The following is a 17,206-nucleotide window of genomic DNA, read 5'->3' as shown; positions in this document are numbered from 1 at the left end:
GCCCGCAGCCGAATCCGGCGCGGACAGCACCAGCGGGACGCCGGCGTCGCCGGCGGCCACCAGGGCGGGGTCGAGCGGCACCTGGCCGAGCAACGGCACGTCGGCGCCGACCGCGCGCGACAGCCGGTCGGCAACCTGCATGCCGCCGCCCTCGCCGAAGATCTGCATGGTCGTGCCGTCGGGCAGCAGCAGACCCGACATGTTCTCCACCACGCCTACGATGCGCTGACGGGTCTGCAGCGCGATCGCGCCGGCCCGTTCGGCCACCTCGGCGGCGGCCAGCTGCGGCGTCGTCACCACCAGGATCTCCGCGCCCGGGATCAGCTGGGCCACCGAGATCGCGACGTCGCCGGTGCCCGGCGGCAGGTCCAGCAGCAGGACGTCCAGGTCACCCCAGTACACGTCGGCGAGAAACTGCTGCAGCGCACGGTGCAACATCGGTCCGCGCCACACCACCGGGGTGTTGCCCTGGGTGAACATCGCGATCGAGATGACGCGCACGTCGTGGGCGACCGGCGGCACGATCATCGACTCGACCTGGGTGGGCCGGTCGGTGGTGCCCATCATGCGCGGGACGGAGTGCCCGTAGATGTCGGCGTCCAGCACGCCGACCGACACCCCGCGCGCGGCCATCGCCGCGGCCAGGTTGACGGTGACGCTGGACTTGCCGACGCCACCTTTGCCGGAGGCCACCGCGTAGACGCGCGTCAGCGAGCCGGGCTGGGCGAACGGGATGACCGGTTCGCGCGAGTCGCCGCGCAGCTGCTTACGCAGCTCGGTGCGTTGTTCGTCGTTCATCACGTCGAGGCTGACCCGCACCGAGCCGGTGCCCGGAACGTCGGCCACTGCGCGGCTGACCTGCTCGGAGATCTCGGACTTCTTCGGGCAGGCGGCGGTGGTCAGGTAGACCTCGACGTGGATTGCGCTGTCGGGCTCGACGGTGACGTTCTTGACCATGCCGAGTTCGGTGATCGGCCGCCGCAACTCGGGGTCGATGACTTTGCTCAGCGCGCGCCGAACCGCGGCTTCCAGGTCAGCGGGTGATTGAGACATCGCGGTCGAGTCTAGGCCGACCCGACGACCGTCCTTAACCGACGGGTCCGGGCGCAGGTCCAGGCGCGACGGGGCCGGGCGCGGCAGGTGCGGCGGGCGCGGGTGTGGCCGGCGCGGGTCCGGGGGCCGGCGGTGTCTGGGCCGCCGGTGCCGGTGGGGCCGCGGCGGGTGCCGGCGCAGGCGGTGCCATCGGAGCCGGGGGTGCCGGGGGAGCCGCAGGGGGCGGCACGATCGGCTGGGCGACCGGAGCACCTCCGAGCGCGGGCTGCAGCGGCGGCGCCGGGTTGTCCTGGATACAGAACACCGCGCACTCGGGCCGCTGCGGCTGCATCCAGGGCGGTGTCCACGGCGGCGGTTGCGGCGGTGCCTGCGGCGTCATGGGCCCCTGCGGGACCGGACCGGGTAGCGGCCCGAGCCGCTGGCCAGGCGCGCCCATCTGGTTGGCGACCGAGTCGCGCTCGAGCAGTGGCATCAGCGCCATGGGGTCGTTGGCCGGTAGGCCGAGCGCGTTGATCGGCAAGCCCGGGCCCAGGCCCTGATAGTCGGCCAACTGGGTCAGGTGAACGTCACCGCCAGTGGTCTCGCCCAGGGTGGGAACCGGACCGTTGATCGGCGGCAGGTCCATCGGCACCACGCCGGTGGCGTAGGCAGCCGCCCAGCCCAGCACGTTGCGGGCGTAGGCCACCGAGTTGTTGTAGCGCAGGATCGCCGACATCACCTGCGACGGGTCGCGCAGGTTCAGGTTGCCGCTGCACAGGTACCGGGCTGCGGCCAGGCTGGCGTCGTAGACGTTCTGGGGATCGGCCTTGCCGTCGCCGTCGCCGTCGGAGGCGTAACGCGACCACGTGCCGGGCAGGAACTGCATGGGACCCATGGCGCGGGCGTAGGTGACGCGGTCGGCCGTGCGGTTCTGCACGATGACCTCGTTGCCGGGCAGCGTGCCGTCCAGCGCCGGGCCGAAGATCGGCCGGATCGCCGTGCCCTGGGCGTCGGTCGCACCACCGTTGGCGTGCATCGACTCGATTCGTCCGATTCCGGCGAGCAGGTTCCAGCTCACGCCGCAGCCCGGGTAGGCCGCGGCCATCATCCGCTCCGCGTTCCGGTACGCCGCCAGGGCCATTGATGGAATGCCAAGTGTGCCAGGGGAATTCACGACGGCTGCGGGCGGAGGGGCGGACACCGTGGAGGCCGCGATGTGGAACGCCGACGGCGTCTTGGTGATTGCGACGACCGAAGCGCCGGATCGGTTGCCCGGTGACGGTTCGACGGCCGCCAGCGGGGTCACCGCGGCGTCGCTGACCGCTGTGCGTGGCGACGGGGCGGACGCCCCGACGCTGCCGGCCAACACGACCGGCGCGATGATCGCCAACCCGAAGCCGGCGCGCATGCGGTTAGCTGAACCGAGGTTCTGCAGTGTGGGCCCCGAAGCGGCGATGGCCCGACCCGCTCGGCGCCGCGCGGCCCTGAGGGCGGCTCCTCCCCTGATGTGCACTCAACCGTCCTAGAGTCTGCGATCGCTTGTGAACCAAGTCACCATACCCAGTAAGTAATCGAAGCGTTACCGCAATTCGTTAGCTGCCTGCGCTCGACTTTCTCGTCCTGCGCTCGCTCGGCTCCGTCCGGCCGCCCCGGTCGTCGGCCGCATCGTGCGTAGGAGCTTGCAACTGGGCCAGCATCTCGCGCATCTCCTCGAGCTCTCGCCGCAGGTAGTCGCGGGTGACGACCTCGCCGACCGCCAGCCGCAGCGCCGCCAGTTCCCGGGCCAGATACTCGGTGTCGGCCTTCGTTTGCAGGGCCCGGCGACGGTCCTCGTCGAGCGAGACCCGGTCCCGGTTCTCCTGACGGTTCTGCGCCAGCAGGATCAGCGGCGCGGCGTATGCCGCCTGCGTGGAGAACGCAAGGTTGAGCAGGATGAAGGGATACGGGTCCCACTGCAGTCCGATGGCGAACAGGTTCAGGCAGATCCAGACGATCACGATGATCGTCTGCCACGCCAGATACCGCCCGGTGCCGAGGAACCGGGCTATCGACTCGCTGAAGTTGCCGACCGCCTCGGGGTCGACGTTGAACGAGAACCGCCGCCGCGACTCCAGCGGCGTGTCGAGACGGCTGCGGTCGGTCATGTGGCCCCCTCGGCGCCGGTGAGCTCCGGCTCTTCGGTCTCGCGCCAGTCGTGGGGTAGCAGGTGGTCGAGCACGTCGTCGACCGACACCGCGCCGAGCAGGTGGTTCTGCTCGTCGACGACCGGTCCGCAGACCAGGTTGTAGGCGGCGAAGTAGCGGGTGACGGCCGCCAGGGAGTCCTCCGGGCCGAGATTGGGCAGGTCGGTGTCGACCATCCCGCTGACCAGGTCGGCGGGCGGCTCACGCAGCAGCCGCTGCAGATGCACGCAACCGAGGTACTGGCCGGTCGGCGTGGCCGTCGGTGGGCGCGCCACGAACACCAGCGACGCCAGCGCCGGCGTCAGGTCGGGGTCGCGGACCCGGGCCAGCGCCTCGGCAACCGTGGTGTCCGGGGCCAGCACCACGGGTTCGGACGTCATCAACCCGCCGGCCGTGTCGGGTGAGTGCGACAGCAGGCGCCGCACGTCCTCGGAGTCCTCGGGATCCATGCGACGCAGGAACTGCTCGGCGTCGGTCGGCGTCATCGAACCCAGGAGGTCGGCGGCGTCGTCGGGATCCATCGCCTCCAGGACGTCCGCGGCCCGGTCGGCCGGCATGCGCTTCAAGACGTCGGTCTGGTCGTCTTCGGGAAGTTCCTGCAGCACGTCGGCCAGCCGCTCGTCGTCGAGGGCGTTGACGACCTCGTAGCGGCGCTTGGCCGGCAGCTCGCGGATGGCCTCGGCGACCTCGACCGCGCGCTGGCCCTCGAACTGCTCGAGCAGCTGCGCCACGCCCTGGTCGGGCATCGCCAAGCCGGACGGTGTCAGACCGTGGACGTGCTGCCAGTCGACGACGTGCATGTTGCTGCGCCGGCCCAGCCGCCGGTGCGGGCGCACCGCGACCTTGGTCACCATCCAGTCGCGGGTGCGGGTCTGCTCGATGCCGAGGTCCACCACGATCACGTCGAGGCCGGCCAGCTCCGGCAGGTCGGGATCGTCGACGCGCACGCGCGTCTCGATCACCTGGCCGAGCACGAGCACCTCGCCCGGACGCTGCGCGAACCGGCGCAGCGACACGCTGCCGGTGGCAAGTGTCACGGCGCCGGGCTCGATTGATGTCACCCGCAGTATCGGAACGAAAATCCTTCGCCGCGTGAGCAATTCGACGACCAAGCCGAGTACGCGCGGCTGTTGGCGGACAAGACTGATGCTGACCACCACGTCACGGACACGGCCGATGGACTCCCCGTCGGGGCCCAACACCACCATTCCCGCGAGTCGGGCCGTATAGACCCTGTTCACCGCCGCCATGACTGAAAGGGTAGAGAGTGTGGTTGTGGAAAACCGGTATCGACCCCGCCGAACGGTCCTCTCCGTACCGGGAAGCAGCGCCAAGATGATCGAGAAGGCGAAATCCCTGGCTGCCGATGAGGTGTTCCTGGATCTCGAGGACGCGGTCGCACCGGACGCCAAGGCCGCGGCCCGCACGCGGGTGGCCGCCGCGCTGGCCGGGCCCGGGTGGGCCGGTCAACTGCGCGGTGTCCGGGTCAACGACTGGACGACGCCGTGGACGCACGCCGACCTCATCGAGGTGGTCTCGACCGCCGGCGCGGCACTGGACATCGTGGTGTTGCCGAAGGTCACCGACGCCACGCACATCCACGCGCTGGATCTGCTGCTTACCCAGCTCGAGACGATGCACGGTCTGCCGGCCGGCCGCATCGGCATCGAGGCGCAGATCGAGAATGCCCAGGGCCTCACCAACATTGACGCGATCGCGGTGGCGCCCCGGCTGCAGGCGCTGGTGCTCGGACCCGCCGACATGGCGGCCAGCCTGAACATGCGCACGCTGGAGGTCGGTGAGCAACCGGAGGGCTACGACGTCGGCGATGCGCACCACCACGTGCTGATGCGCATCCTGGTCGCCGCGCGCGCCCACGGCGTGCTCGCGATCGACGGGCCGTACCTGAAGGTCCGCGACGTCGACGGCTTCCGCCGGGTCGCCGGCCGGTCCGCGGCGTTGGGTTACGACGGCAAGTGGGTGCTGCATCCGGACCAGATCGCCGCGGGCAACGAGGTTTTCAGCCCACGGCAGAAGGACTACGACCACGCCGAGTTGATCCTGGAGGCCTACGAGTGGCACACCTCCGGCGCGGGCGGCGCCAGGGGAGCGGTCATGCTCGGCGACGAGATGATCGACGAAGCGAGCAGAAAGATGGCTCTGGTGATCGCCGGAAAGGGCCGCGCCGCAGGCATGCAACGCCAGGGGGAACGCTTCAGCCCCGCCAGGTGACGGTCAGGTCCACTGCAAGCCGCTGGCCACCAGGCCGATGGACAGCAGCAGATAGATCAGGAAACCGGCAACTGCCAGTCCGCCGATGATCGTGCCCGCCAACGCGATTCCGTAGCCGTCCTGCCCGGTTTGCTTTGTCTCGCGCATCGCGATCACGCCCAGGATCACCCCGACGATGCACGTCACCCCACAGCAGAACACGCCGACGAGCGATGACACCAGCGAGGCGATGGCCTTGCCGTTGGTGCCGAGCGGACGCACCGGCCGGTACGGGTCGTAGGCATATCCGGGCGTCGGGTAGTACCCCGGGTACGACGGCGGGTAGCCCGGCGGCTGGTATCCCGCAGCCGGTTCCACCGGCGGCGGCAACCCCGCGTCAGCGGGATAGTCCACCGGTGCGAGCGGGTCTGGCCGGTCGGGGTACTCGCCGCCGTAGGGGCTGCCCGTCACCGCTCAGCTGCCCAGCCAGACCAGGGTGAAGACGATGTTGAAGATGAAGGTCGCTGCACCGACGGCGATGCCCGCGATGGCGAGCCCGCGCCCATTCTCGCCGCTGTCCTTGATCTGGTTCAGCGCGACGACGCCGAGCACGATGCCGATGATCGAGCCGATGCCGCAGAGCAGGCCGACCAGCGCGGCCACCAGCGAGCCGATGGCCATCCCGTTTGTCTTGTCCTGCGCGGGCGTGCCGTAGCCGCCGTAGCTGGAGGTGCCGTAACCGCCGGCTCCGCCGTAGGGCGAGGGAGCGCCGTAGGGCGGTGGCGGATATCCCTGCCCCAGGTTGGCGGAATCGGGATACGGCGGCGGGTAACCGCCGGGCGGGTAGGCCCCGGACTGCGGAGGCGGGTAGCCGCTCGGCGGCGACGGCGGATAGCCCGGCGATTGGGAGTAGCCCGGCGAATAGCCGGCCGACGGGTCGTAACCGCCGGTGGCGCCGTATCCGGGCGGGCTGTATCCAGGCTGTCCCGGGCTCTCGAAAGGCCGCTGGGAACTCTGCTCGATCGGTGGGGCTTCGGAGCCGCTGGACGTCGGCTCCGACGCGCCGCCGTCAGCGCCCGATGATGCGGTTCGTCCTGCGTCGTCGCCGGGATTTGTCATGCTGTCAACCTAGCGCACCAACCGGGCACGATCGCGGCGCTCGCGACGTTGATTCTGGTGGAAGCGACAACCCGACCGGGCGCGAAAAAGAGGAGATCGACCAGCGATGACCAGTCCGTTTCAGCCTGGACAGACCCCCGGAGCAACTCCCGGAACTGCCGGTGCGGCGCGCCGTGCAAGCCTTCCGACGCCGCCGAAGGGATGGCCGATCGGCTCCTACCCGACGTACGCCGAGGCGCAGCGCGCCGTCGACTACCTGTCGGATCAGGAGTTCCCGGTGCAGCAGGTGACGATCGTCGGTGTGGACCTCATGCAGGTCGAGCGGGTCACCGGCCGGCTGACATGGCCGAAGGTGCTCGGCGGAGGTGTGTTGACCGGCGCCTGGCTGGGCCTGTTCATCGGCCTCATCCTCGGCTTCTTCAGTCCGAGTCCGTGGGGCGCGCTGGCCACCGGTCTGGTCGCCGGTGTGTTCTTCGGCCTCATCACCTCGGCCATTCCGTATGCGATGGCGCGCGGCACAAGAGATTTCAGCTCGACGCTGCAACTGGTCGCCGGCCGCTACGACGTGCTGTGCGACCCGCAGGGCGCCGAGCGCGGCCGGGATCTGCTGGCGCGCTTGACCATCTGAGCCGCCTCCTTTTCGCCGCGAGAGTGCGCGTCTGCACACGACACGCCGCGGCTCGCGCGGACTTTGCGCACGTTCGCGATTGCATAACGGTGCGCGACGCGCGCATCCGTAGTGTTGCGAACCACGAGCTCGGGGCAATACGGTTTGCGCGCGGGAGCTTCCCGCACATGAGCCGCTGCGGCGGCGACGTCGGACGCGGACGGAGGCGGGCGGTGCGCGTGGGCCTACGGCGAGTCGGCGCTGCGGCGGTCGCAGCGCTCATGACGGCGTCGATGTTGAGCGCCTGCGGTTCGGAAAGCGGCGGGCTCGTCGTCAACTTCTACACCCCGGCCAACGAGGCGCAGACCTTCACGGCCGTAGCCAAGCGGTGCAACGAGCAGCTCGGTGGCCGGTTCACCATCCGGCAGGTCAGCTTGCCGAAGGGCGCCGACGACCAGCGGCTCCAGCTTGCCCGGCGGCTGACCGGTAACGACAAGACCCTCGACGTGATGGCGCTCGACGTCGTGTGGACCGCCGAGTTCGCCGAAGCCGGCTGGGCGTTGCCGCTCTCCGACGACCCGGCGGGACAGGCCGAGGCCGACGCGAACGCCAACACCCTGCCCGGTCCACTGCAGACCGCCACCTGGCAGGGCAAGCTGTATGCCGCGCCGATCACCACCAACACCCAATTGCTCTGGTATCGCGCCGATCTGATGTCCGAGCCGCCCGCAACCTGGGACGGCATGGTGGCCGAGGCGACGCGGCTGCATGCGGCGGGCGAACCGAGTTGGATTGCGGTACAGGGCAAGCAGTACGAGGGACTGGTCGTCTGGTTCAACACTCTGCTGGAAAGTGCCGGCGGTCAGGTGCTTTCCGACGACGGTGAGACCGTCACCCTGACCGACACGCCCGAGCACCGGGCCGCCACCGTCAAGGCGCTGCAAGTCATCAAAGACGTCGCCACGGCGCCCGGCGCAGACCCGTCGGTGACCCAGACCGACGAGACGACGGCGCGGTTGGCGCTCGAACAAGGCAAGGCAGCGCTCGAGGTGAACTGGCCGTATGTGCTGCCGTCGCTGCTCGAGAACGCGGTCAAGGGCGGCGTCTCGTTCCTGCCGCTGAACAACGACCCCGCGCTCGCCGGCAGCATCAACGACGTCGGAACGTTCTCGCCCACCGACGAGCAGTTCGACGCCGCCCTCGAGGCGAGCCGGAAGGTGTTCGGGTTCGCCCGCTATCCGGGTGTGCGACCGGGTGAGCAGGCGAGGGTGACCATCGGCGGCTTGAACCTCGCGGTGGCCAACACAACTCAACACAGGGCCGAGGCGTTCGAGGCCATCCGATGCCTGCGGGACGTCGAGAACCAGCGGTACACCTCGGTGGAAGGCGGACTGCCTGCGGTACGCGCCTCGCTCTACACCGATCCGGCCTTCCAGAAGAAGTACCCGCAGTACGACGTCATCCGCGAGCAACTCACCAACGCCGCGGTCCGTCCGGCCACGCCCGTCTACCAAGCGGTGTCGACGCGAATCTCCGCCACGCTGGCACCCATCACCGACATCGACCCCGAGCGCACCGCCGACGAACTCACCGAACAGGTGCAGAAGGCCATCGACGGCAAGGGGCTGATCCCGTGAGCGCGCCGACAACCGCTCCCGCCGCCTCATCCACCCGACCGGCCGCACCCGGCAGCGACGACACCCGCTCGGAACGCAGGCTGGCGTTCCTGCTGATCGCTCCGGCGGTGCTGCTCATGCTCGCGGTCACCGCCTACCCGATCGGCTACGCGATCTGGCTGAGCTTGCAGCGCAACAACATGGCGGCGCCTCAGGACACCGAGTTCATCGGGTTGGCCAACTACGCCACCATCCTCACCGACCGCTATTGGTGGACAGCGCTTTTCGTCACGCTGGCCATCACCGTCGTCTCGGTCGCCATCGAATTCGTCCTCGGCATGGCGCTCGCTCTCGTGATGCACCGAACCATCTTCGGCAAAGGCGTGGTCCGGACCGCGATCCTCATCCCCTACGGAATCGTCACGGTGGCAGCGTCATACAGCTGGTATTACGCATGGACACCGGGCACCGGCTACCTGGCGAACCTGCTGCCGCAGGGCAGTGCCCTGCTGACCGAACAGATCCCGTCGCTGGCGATCGTGGTGCTCGCCGAGGTGTGGAAGACGACGCCGTTCATGGCGCTGCTGCTGCTCGCCGGGCTGGCGCTGGTGCCGCAGGATCTGCTCAACGCCGCCCAGGTCGACGGTGCCGGTGCGTGGAAGCGGCTCGTCAAGGTCATCCTGCCGCTGATCAAGCCGGCGATCCTGGTGGCACTGCTGTTCCGCACCCTCGACGCGTTCCGCATCTTCGACAACATCTACATCCTCACCGGCGGCGCGAACAACACCGGTTCGGTGTCAATCCTGGGCTACGACAACCTGTTCAAGGCGTTCAACGTGGGTCTGGGCTCGGCGATCAGTGTGCTGATCTTCCTGTGCGTGGCGATCATCGCGTTCATCTACATCAAGGTCTTCGGGGCAGCGGCGCCCGGGGCCGCAGAGGAGCGTCGCTGATGTCCGAGCGGGTCGGTGCGACACGTGCGACGGGTTGGACCGTCGTCAACATCCTCGTGGTTTGCTATGCGCTGCTGCCCGTGCTGTGGATCCTGTCGCTGTCGCTGAAGCCGACGTCGAGTGTCAAGGACGGCAAGCTGATCCCGGCGGAGATCACGTTCGCCAACTACAAGGCGATCTTCTCGGGCGGTGACAACGGGGCCTTCACGTCGGCGTTGATCAACTCGATCGGTATCGGGCTCATCACCACCGTGATCGCGGTCGTGATCGGCGGGATGGCCGCGTACGCGGTCGCGCGGCTCGACTTCCCCGGCAAGCAGCTGCTGATCGGCATCGCGCTGCTGATCGCCATGTTTCCTCACATCTCGCTCGTCACACCGATTTTCAACATCGAGCGCGCAGTCGGCCTGTTCGACACCTGGCCCGGCCTGATCATTCCGTACATCACGTTTGCGCTTCCGCTGGCGATCTACACGCTCTCGGCGTTCTTCCGCGAGATCCCCTGGGATCTGGAGAAGGCGGCGAAGATGGACGGCGCCACGCCGGCGCAGGCCTTCCGCAAGGTGATCGCGCCGCTGGCCGCCCCCGGCATCGTCACCGCGGCGATCCTGGTGTTCATCTTCGCGTGGAACGACCTGCTGCTGGCCCTGTCGCTGACGGCGACCCAGCGCGCGATCACCGCGCCCGTGGCGATCGCGAACTTCACCGGCAGTTCGCAGTTCGAGGAGCCGACCGGTTCGATCGCCGCGGGGGCGATGGTGATCACCGTTCCGATCATCGTCTTTGTCCTGATCTTCCAACGACGGATCGTCGCCGGCCTGACATCCGGCGCGGTGAAGGGATAACCATGGCCGAGATTGTGTTGGACCGGGTGACCAAGAGTTTCCCCAATGGTGCGACGGCCGTGCACGAACTGTCGATGACGATCGCCGACGGCGAGTTCATCATCCTCGTCGGCCCGTCGGGTTGCGGAAAGTCCACCACGCTCAACATGATTGCGGGCCTGGAGGACATCACGTCAGGTGAACTGCGCATCGGCGGCGAGCGGGTCAACGAGAAGGCGCCCAAGGACCGCGACATCGCGATGGTGTTCCAGTCCTACGCGCTCTACCCGCATATGACCGTCCGGCAGAACATCGCGTTCCCGCTCACCCTGGCCAAGGTCAAGAAGGACGAGATCGCCGCGAAGGTGGAAGAGGCCGCGAAAACCCTTGACCTGACCGAACTCCTGGACCGAAAACCCGCGCAGCTGTCCGGCGGCCAGCGCCAGCGCGTCGCGATGGGCCGCGCGATCGTGCGCGACCCCAAGGCGTTCCTGATGGACGAGCCGCTGTCGAATCTCGATGCCAAGCTGCGGGTGCAGATGCGCTCGGAGATCGCGCGACTGCAGGACCGGTTGGGTACGACGACCGTCTACGTGACGCATGACCAGACCGAGGCGATGACACTGGGTGACCGCGTGGTGGTCCTGCTCGCCGGGGTGGTACAGCAGATCGGCACACCCGAGGAGCTATACAACCGCCCGGCCAACCTGTTCGTCGCCGGCTTCATCGGTTCTCCTGCAATGAATTTCTTTCCCGCGACGATCACCGACGTCGGCGTGCGGCTGCCGTTCGGCGAGGTCACGCTCGCTCCGGAGCTGCACGATCTGCTCGCACGGCGCAACGCCCCGGCGAATGTGATCGTCGGCATCCGGCCCGAGCACTTCGAGGACGCCGCGGTGCTCGACGTCTACGCGCGGATTCGGGCGATCACGTTCGACGTGACGGTGGACCGGGTGGAATCGCTGGGCGCCGACAAGTACCTCCACTTCAGGACCGAAGGGGCGGGGGCGCGTTCGGCTCACCTCGCCGAACTGGCCGCCGAGTCCGGCGTCGGCGAGAACGAGTTCGTGGCACGGGTTTCGGTCGAGTCTGCGGCCAAGCAGGGCGACTCCGTCGAGTTGGCGTTCGACACCTCGAAGCTGGTGGTCTTCGACCCCGACTCCGGCAGGAACCTGACACAGCCGGATGACGAGCCGGCTCCGGCCGAGTGACCGACGTTCTCGAACAGGTTCGCGCACACCTGCGCGAGCACTTCGCCCGGGCGGGCATCACCGCCGAACCGACCGCCGCCAGCGTCACGTTCCTCGGCACCGAGAAGATAGAGGTGCTGCGGTTCGGCCCGGACCCGAGCGCCGACTCCGACGTGTATCACCATGTGTCGCTGGGTTGTTCGCGTCACCCGATGCTCGACCCCGCCGAGATGGTGACCGATGTGCTGCGCGGCCCGCGCGCGGAGGTGACGGTCGCGCTGCGCGGTCCCGCGCCGCGGGGGCTGTCCCGATCGATCGCGATCGTCGCGGCCGCCCCGGCGGTCGAAGGGCTGATCCTCGAGCCCGACGCGCTGATCGACCTCGAGACACCGCTGTGGGAAGGTGCGCCGTTCACCGCTTTCCTGTTGAGCCGCAGTGACATCGACGATGTGTCACTGACCGGACCGATGCAGCCCGTGGCCGTGTTAGCGGCGACGCCGATCACCGCCACCGAAGCGGCGTGGGTTCGGCTCAAGGGAGCCGACGCGATGCGCGAGGCGTGGACGCAGGACGGCGTCGACGTTCTCGACCCCGCCCGCAAGGCCGCAAAGCCCAGCTGAGCGCTACAGCCACCGATTGCGGCGGAACGCGCCGAACAGCAACGCGCACAACACCACCATCACACCGAGCACCACCGGATAGCCCCACGGCTGCCGGAGTTCGGGCATGTGCTCGAAGTTCATCCCGTAGATGCCGGCGATCGCCGTCGGCACCGCGGCGATCGCGACATAGGCCGAGATCTTGCGCATGTCCACGTTCTGCTGCATGGCCACCTTGCCGACCGCGGCCTGCACCAACGAGCTGAGCACCTCGTCGTAGGTGGTGATCCGGTCGGCGGCCTGCGTGTTGTGGTCCAGCACGTCGCGCATGTAACGGCGGACCTCTGTCGAGATGAGGTCGGGATGGTCGTTCATGAGCCGCTGCAGCGCCAATGTCAGCGGGCTGACCGACCGGCGCAGCTCGACGATTTCGCGCTTGAGCAGATAGATGCACTCGATGTCGGTCTGCGTGGCCGGCGAGAAGACGTTCTCCTCCATCGCATCGATGTCGGTCTCGATCGAGTCGGTGACGTCGAGATAGGCGTCGACGACGTGGTCGGCGATCGCGTGCATCACCGCGTACGGGCCCAGCTTGAGGACGCCGGGGGAGGCGTCGAGTCGCTTGCGTACCCCGGCGAGGCCACCGTGTTCGCCGTGCCGCACCGTGACCACGAAGTCGGGGCCGACGAAGATCATGATCTCTCCGGTCTCGACGATCTCGCGCGCATACGCGATCGAGGTGTGCTCGACGTAGGTGACCGTCTTGAGAACGAGGAACAGCGTCTTGTCGTAGCGCTCGAGCTTCGGCCGCTGATGCGCGTGCACCGCGTCCTCGACGGCCAGCTCGTGCAGGTCGAACTCATCGGCGACGCTCTGCATCTGACCCAGGTCGGGTTCGTGCAGACCGATCCAGACGAACGCGTCCCTGCCCTCGCCGCGCAACTGGTGGACCTTGCCCATGGCGGCCGTGTGGCTGTAGGCGCCTGCCAGCCGCGTCCCCTCGCAGTAGATACCGCAGTCGACCGTCGCCCGCGCGACCGGTTCGCCGATGTAGCCGGGGTCCATGTGGCCGGATCTGGACTTGCCGACGGGACGAAGTGACGACGGAATCGAGCGGAACGACGGCATCGGGTCACACTCCCCAGGGCGGGCGCGGCGCAGGTGATGGGCCGTCGCCGATGCTACGCGGCTGGCTGTCTCGGCGTCCTGCTAGTTTCGTCCCCGAACGCAATCCGCCCGCGGGGCGGGCAACGCACTGCTGCCCAAGGAGCATCTGACGTGAGCACAACTCCCCTCAAGGTCGCCGTCACCGGTGCCGCCGGCCAGATCGGCTACAGCCTGCTGTTCCGCATCGCAAGCGGTTCGCTGCTCGGACCGGACCGGCCCGTCGAACTGCGGCTGCTCGAGATCGAGCCCGCGCTCAAGGCGCTCGAGGGTGTCGTGATGGAGCTCGACGACTGCGCGTTCCCGCTGCTCGCCGGTGTGGAGATCGGCGCCGACGCGAACAAGATCTTCGACGGCGCGAACCTGGCGCTGCTCGTCGGCGCCCGGCCGCGCGGGCCGGGCATGGAGCGCAGTGACCTGCTCGAGGCCAACGGCGCCATCTTCACCGCCCAGGGCAAGGCGCTCAACGAGGTCGCCGCCGACGACGTGCGCATCGGCGTCACCGGAAACCCCGCCAACACCAATGCGCTGATCGCGATGACCAACGCACCCGACATCCCGCGCGAGCGGTTCAGCGCCCTGACCCGCCTGGACCACAACCGGGCGATCAGCCAGCTGGCCCGCAAGACCGGCGCCAAGGTCACCGACATCAAGAAGATGACGATCTGGGGCAACCACTCGGCCACGCAGTATCCCGATGTCTTCCATGCGGAGGTCGACGGCCGCAACGCCGCCGAGGTCGTCAACGACCAGAACTGGATCGAGAACGACTTCATCCCGACTGTGGCCAAGCGCGGCGCCGCGATCATCGACGCGCGCGGCGCTTCCTCGGCCGCCTCGGCCGCGTCGGCCACCGTCGACGCTGCCCGCGACTGGCTGCTGGGCACCCCGTCCGACGACTGGGTTTCGATGGCAGTCGTCTCCGACGGCTCCTACGGTGTGCCGGAAGGCCTGATCTCGTCGTTCCCGGTCACCACGAAGGACGGCAACTGGTCGATCGTGCAGGGCCTGGAGATCGACGACTTCTCCCGCGGCCGCATCGACAAGACCACCGGCGAGCTCGCAGATGAACGCAAGGCGGTCACCGAACTGGGGCTGATCTGAGCGTTGTCGGACGACGCCGACGATTAGGTTACCTACCAGTTCGTCGCTAACCTGAGCGCCGTGTCGCAAGCTCTGAGAGACCTTCCAGTGATCGGATCCCACATCGTCGTCAGCGACGAGGAGATCTTTGCGGCCCACGTAGGCGGCAAGCTCTCAGTCGCGCTGAATGCGCCCCTCGACACCGAGCGGGCGCTTTCGGTGGCCTACACGCCAGGCGTCGCTCAGGTCAGCCGGGCCATCGCCGCGGACCGGACGCTGGCCGCCCGCTACACCTGGGCGAACCGGATGGTGGCGGTGGTCAGCGACGGCAGCGCGGTGCTCGGCCTCGGCGACATCGGCGCCGCAGCGTCGCTGCCCGTGATGGAGGGCAAGAGCGCGCTGTTCAAGGCGTTCGCCGACCTCGACTCGATTCCGATCGTGCTCGACACCAAGGATCCCGACGAGATCGTCGAGACCCTGGTGCGGCTGCGACCGACGTTCGGTGCGGTCAACCTCGAGGACATCTCGGCGCCGCGGTGCTTCGAGATCGAGCGGCGGCTCATCGAGGCGCTGGACTGCCCGGTCATGCACGACGACCAGCACGGCACCGCGATCGTCGTATTGGCGGCGCTGCTGGGCGCGGCCAGGGTCGTCGACCGCGAGATGGCGTCGCTGCGTGTGGTGGTGTCCGGCGCCGGTGCGGCCGGAGTCGCGTGCGCGAACATCCTGATGTCCGCCGGGGTCGGTGACCTGACGCTGCTCGATTCGCAGGGCATCGTGCACAAGGACCGCGAGAACCTGAACGCCCACAAAGCGCAGATGGCCGAGCGGACCAACCCCAGAGGGCTGACCGGCGGGATCGCCGAGGCGCTCGACGGAGCCGACGTGTTCCTCGGGCTGTCCGCCGGCATCGTGCCCGCCGACCTGATCGCCACGATGGCGCCGAACTCGATCGTGTTCGCACTGTCGAACCCGGATCCGGAGATCCACCCCGACGAGGCGAGCAGGTACGCGGCCGTCGTCGCGACCGGGCGCAGCGACTTTCCCAACCAGATCAACAATGTGCTGGCCTTCCCGGGCGTGTTCCGCGGCGCGCTGGACGCCGGTGCGCGGCGCATCACCGAGGAGATGAAAGTGGCTGCGGCCGAGGCGATCTTCGCAGTCGTCGGCGACGACCTGGCGGCCGACCGCATCGTGCCGAGCGTTCTGGACCCGCGGGTCTCGCCCGCGGTGGCCCGGGCGGTCGCAGCGGCGTCCGGCGGCTAGGTCGCCGGTGGGCCGGCGGCTGGCGCTGGGGCTCGTCGCACTGATCGTGGCGGGTACCGCAGCATGCAGCGGGCACAGCGAACCGCCGTCGATGGCGGTCGGCGCCACTTTTGATCCCGAGTCGGCGTTGGTCGCGCACCTGTACGCCGCGGCGCTGCGGTCCTACGGCACCGCGGCGCACGTCGAGACCCGTGACGACCCGCTGGCCGACCTGGACTCCGGTGACGTTCGCGTGGTGCCGGGTCTCACCGGCCGCTTGCTGCACAGGTTCAATCCGGGGTCGACGGCACGCGCCGGCGCGCAGGTCTACCGGGAGATGGTGTCGGCGTTGCCCGAGGGCGTCGCCGCGGGGGACTACACGACCTCGGCGGAGGACAAGCCCGCCCTGGCGGTCACCGAGGCGACGGCCAAGGCGTGGGACGGACGCGATGTCACCGCCGCCGCGCGCAACTGCGACCAGCTCACGACCGCGGCCGCCGCCGATGCGCCACACCCGGTGAACATCGGGAGTTGCAAGCCCAAGGTGGTCGAATCACCCGACGCCGCAGCAGCTTTCGCCGCCGTGCGGACCGGGCGGTCGCGAGCGGCATGGACGACGACCGCGGCGCCGGGCATTCCCGCTGAACTGCTGATGCTCTCGGACCGGACGTCGCTGATCCGCGCTGAGAACCTGGTGCCGCTGTACCGCCGCAACGAGCTCACCGAGTCGCAGGTGCTCGCGCTCAACGAGGTGGCCGGCGTGCTGGACACCGCGGCGCTGGCGCAGATGCGCGCCGAGGTGGCTGGCGGCGCCGATCCGGGTCACGTGGCCGACGCGTTCCTCGCCGAACACCCGCTGGGCGACTAGCCGAAACTCAGGCCCCCTTATCCGCGAGCGTGCGTGTTCGCACACGACACGCCGCGGATATTCGACATTCTGCGCACGCTCACACAGGCGTCAGTGTGCGTTCGGCACCAGTTTCGCCACCACCGTGGAGAACAGCCGCTGATAACCGGACCCGGTGAGCCGCACGATCAGGTCGAGAATCTTCGCGTCGGCGCCGACAAGCACGCGCGGCTTGTCCTTGCGAACCGCCTCCAGGATGACCTTCGCCGCCTTCTCGGGGCTCGTCCACGTCAGCATCTTGTCGAACGTGCGCGTAAGGCCTTCTCGGTCAACGCCTTCGGCGGCAGTCGAGTTGCGCATGATCGCGGTCCGCGGGTTCACCGAGGCACTGCGCCAGGAGATGAAGGCCGCGCGTCACCCGGTGAAGGTGACGACCGTGCATCCCGGCGGCATCAAGACCGCGATCATGCGCAACTCGACTGCCGCCGAAGGCGTTGACCGAGAAGGCCTTACGCGCACGTTCGACAAGATGC

The 17,206-nt window shown here is 68.7% G+C and carries 17 protein-coding genes and 1 pseudogene; 10 read left to right on the top strand and 8 right to left on the bottom strand.

Going from position 1 to position 17,206, the window contains the following annotated elements; all coding sequences use genetic code 11:
* The 4 genes from A5663_RS08680 to A5663_RS08665 form a co-directional block, all read right to left on the bottom strand.
* Window positions 1-1,053 (bottom strand): Mrp/NBP35 family ATP-binding protein (locus A5663_RS08680; RefSeq protein WP_068146793.1); only part of this gene is annotated, 1,053 nt, incomplete at its 3' end.
* Window positions 1,054-1,087: 34 nt separating this feature from the next.
* The gene (locus tag A5663_RS08675) at window positions 1,088-2,545 is read right to left on the bottom strand and encodes a lytic transglycosylase domain-containing protein (RefSeq protein ID WP_156744392.1); all 1,458 of its coding nucleotides are present in this window, start codon (window positions 2,543-2,545) and stop codon (window positions 1,088-1,090) included.
* A 79-nt stretch (window positions 2,546-2,624) separates the two neighbouring features.
* Complete coding sequence (locus A5663_RS08670; protein ID WP_068146785.1) at window positions 2,625-3,176, bottom strand: DUF1003 domain-containing protein; 552 nt, start codon at window positions 3,174-3,176, stop codon at window positions 2,625-2,627.
* Entirely contained in the window at window positions 3,173-4,465 is a 1,293-nt protein-coding gene (locus A5663_RS08665) for a magnesium transporter MgtE N-terminal domain-containing protein (protein WP_068146783.1), read from the bottom strand. The genes A5663_RS08670 and A5663_RS08665 overlap by 4 nt, the downstream gene beginning before the upstream one ends.
* Window positions 4,466-4,490: 25 nt before the next feature.
* Here A5663_RS08665 and A5663_RS08660 point away from each other — a divergent pair, with 25 nt between their 5' ends.
* Entirely contained in the window at window positions 4,491-5,447 is a 957-nt protein-coding gene (locus A5663_RS08660; RefSeq protein WP_082973998.1) for a CoA ester lyase, read from the top strand.
* Window positions 5,448-5,450: 3 nt separating this feature from the next.
* On the opposite strand, the gene A5663_RS08655 is transcribed toward A5663_RS08660, so the two are convergent.
* Both A5663_RS08655 and A5663_RS08650 read right to left on the bottom strand, forming a co-directional pair.
* Window positions 5,451-5,897, bottom strand: a complete 447-nt coding sequence (locus A5663_RS08655) for a DUF4190 domain-containing protein (RefSeq protein ID WP_068146776.1) — start codon at window positions 5,895-5,897, stop codon at window positions 5,451-5,453.
* 3 nt (window positions 5,898-5,900) lie between these two features.
* On the bottom strand, window positions 5,901-6,545 hold the full coding sequence (locus A5663_RS08650; RefSeq protein ID WP_068146772.1) for a DUF4190 domain-containing protein: 645 nt from the start codon (window positions 6,543-6,545) through the stop codon (window positions 5,901-5,903).
* Between the two features lie 106 nt (window positions 6,546-6,651).
* Between A5663_RS08650 and A5663_RS08645 the strand changes: the two genes are divergently transcribed.
* The 6 genes from A5663_RS08645 (at window position 6,652) to A5663_RS08620 (ending at window position 12,355) form a co-directional block, all read left to right on the top strand.
* A complete protein-coding gene (locus A5663_RS08645; RefSeq protein WP_068146769.1) occupies window positions 6,652-7,173 on the top strand; it encodes a general stress protein in 522 nt (173 codons plus the stop codon).
* Window positions 7,174-7,433: 260 nt separating this feature from the next.
* On the top strand, window positions 7,434-8,789 hold the full coding sequence (locus tag A5663_RS08640; RefSeq protein WP_068146766.1) for an ABC transporter substrate-binding protein: 1,356 nt from the start codon (window positions 7,434-7,436) through the stop codon (window positions 8,787-8,789).
* An 80-nt stretch (window positions 8,790-8,869) separates the two neighbouring features.
* Window positions 8,870-9,721, top strand: a complete 852-nt coding sequence (locus A5663_RS08635) for a carbohydrate ABC transporter permease (protein WP_231976730.1) — start codon at window positions 8,870-8,872, stop codon at window positions 9,719-9,721.
* The gene (locus A5663_RS08630) at window positions 9,721-10,566 is read left to right on the top strand and encodes a carbohydrate ABC transporter permease (RefSeq protein WP_068146754.1); all 846 of its coding nucleotides are present in this window, start codon (window positions 9,721-9,723) and stop codon (window positions 10,564-10,566) included. The genes A5663_RS08635 and A5663_RS08630 overlap by 1 nt, the downstream gene beginning before the upstream one ends.
* Window positions 10,567-10,568: 2 nt before the next feature.
* Complete coding sequence (locus A5663_RS08625) at window positions 10,569-11,756, top strand: ABC transporter ATP-binding protein (protein WP_068146752.1); 1,188 nt, start codon at window positions 10,569-10,571, stop codon at window positions 11,754-11,756.
* Window positions 11,753-12,355: a suppressor of fused domain protein gene (locus A5663_RS08620; protein WP_068146749.1), complete on the top strand. Its 603-nt coding sequence runs from the start codon at window positions 11,753-11,755 to the stop codon at window positions 12,353-12,355. Before A5663_RS08625 ends, A5663_RS08620 begins: the two co-directional genes overlap by 4 nt.
* A 3-nt stretch (window positions 12,356-12,358) precedes the next feature.
* Here A5663_RS08620 and corA read toward each other — a convergent pair whose 3' ends face one another.
* Window positions 12,359-13,462 carry a magnesium/cobalt transporter CorA gene (gene corA / locus A5663_RS08615; RefSeq protein ID WP_068146746.1) on the bottom strand — a complete coding sequence of 368 codons (1,104 nt, stop codon included), beginning with the start codon at window positions 13,460-13,462 and terminating at the stop codon, window positions 12,359-12,361.
* A gap of 150 nt (window positions 13,463-13,612) precedes the next feature.
* On the opposite strand from corA, the gene A5663_RS08610 reads away from it, so the two are divergent.
* Genes A5663_RS08610 through A5663_RS08600 form a run of 3 tightly spaced genes read left to right on the top strand, consistent with a single transcriptional unit; the run spans window position 13,613 to window position 16,694 of the window.
* Complete coding sequence (locus tag A5663_RS08610; protein ID WP_068146744.1) at window positions 13,613-14,602, top strand: malate dehydrogenase; 990 nt, start codon at window positions 13,613-13,615, stop codon at window positions 14,600-14,602.
* 60 nt (window positions 14,603-14,662) lie between these two features.
* A complete protein-coding gene (locus A5663_RS08605; RefSeq protein WP_197503341.1) occupies window positions 14,663-15,847 on the top strand; it encodes an NADP-dependent malic enzyme in 1,185 nt (394 codons plus the stop codon).
* A gap of 7 nt (window positions 15,848-15,854) precedes the next feature.
* Entirely contained in the window at window positions 15,855-16,694 is an 840-nt protein-coding gene (locus A5663_RS08600; protein ID WP_068146741.1) for a glycine betaine ABC transporter substrate-binding protein, read from the top strand.
* A 90-nt stretch (window positions 16,695-16,784) separates the two neighbouring features.
* Here the strand turns inward: A5663_RS08600 and A5663_RS08595 are convergent.
* Window positions 16,785-17,045: pseudogene (locus A5663_RS08595) on the bottom strand (acetoin dehydrogenase); the annotation flags it as partial.
* Between the last annotated feature and the right edge of the window lie 161 nt (window positions 17,046-17,206).

The sequence above is a fragment of the Mycobacterium sp. E740 genome, assembly GCF_001672895.1.
Lineage (GTDB): Bacteria > Actinomycetota > Actinomycetes > Mycobacteriales > Mycobacteriaceae > Mycobacterium.
Note: the sequence above shows the minus strand (reverse complement) of the source record. Positions and strands in the feature narration are given on the sequence as shown.

Excerpts from the sequence above, each read along its gene's own strand:
- A5663_RS08650 (WP_068146772.1), bottom strand. The coding sequence starts at position 6,545 with ATGACAAATCCCGGCGACGACGCAGGACGAACCGCATCATCGGGCGCT.
- A5663_RS08640 (WP_068146766.1), top strand. The coding sequence starts at position 7,434 with ATGACGGCGTCGATGTTGAGCGCCTGCGGTTCGGAAAGCGGCGGGCTC.
- A5663_RS08645 (WP_068146769.1), top strand. The coding sequence starts at position 6,652 with ATGACCAGTCCGTTTCAGCCTGGACAGACCCCCGGAGCAACTCCCGGA.
- A5663_RS08670 (WP_068146785.1), bottom strand. The coding sequence starts at position 3,176 with ATGACCGACCGCAGCCGTCTCGACACGCCGCTGGAGTCGCGGCGGCGG.
- A5663_RS08665 (WP_068146783.1), bottom strand. The coding sequence starts at position 4,465 with ATGGCGGCGGTGAACAGGGTCTATACGGCCCGACTCGCGGGAATGGTG.
- A5663_RS08630 (WP_068146754.1), top strand. The coding sequence starts at position 9,721 with ATGTCCGAGCGGGTCGGTGCGACACGTGCGACGGGTTGGACCGTCGTC.
- A5663_RS08625 (WP_068146752.1), top strand. The coding sequence starts at position 10,569 with ATGGCCGAGATTGTGTTGGACCGGGTGACCAAGAGTTTCCCCAATGGT.
- corA (WP_068146746.1), bottom strand. The coding sequence starts at position 13,462 with ATGCCGTCGTTCCGCTCGATTCCGTCGTCACTTCGTCCCGTCGGCAAG.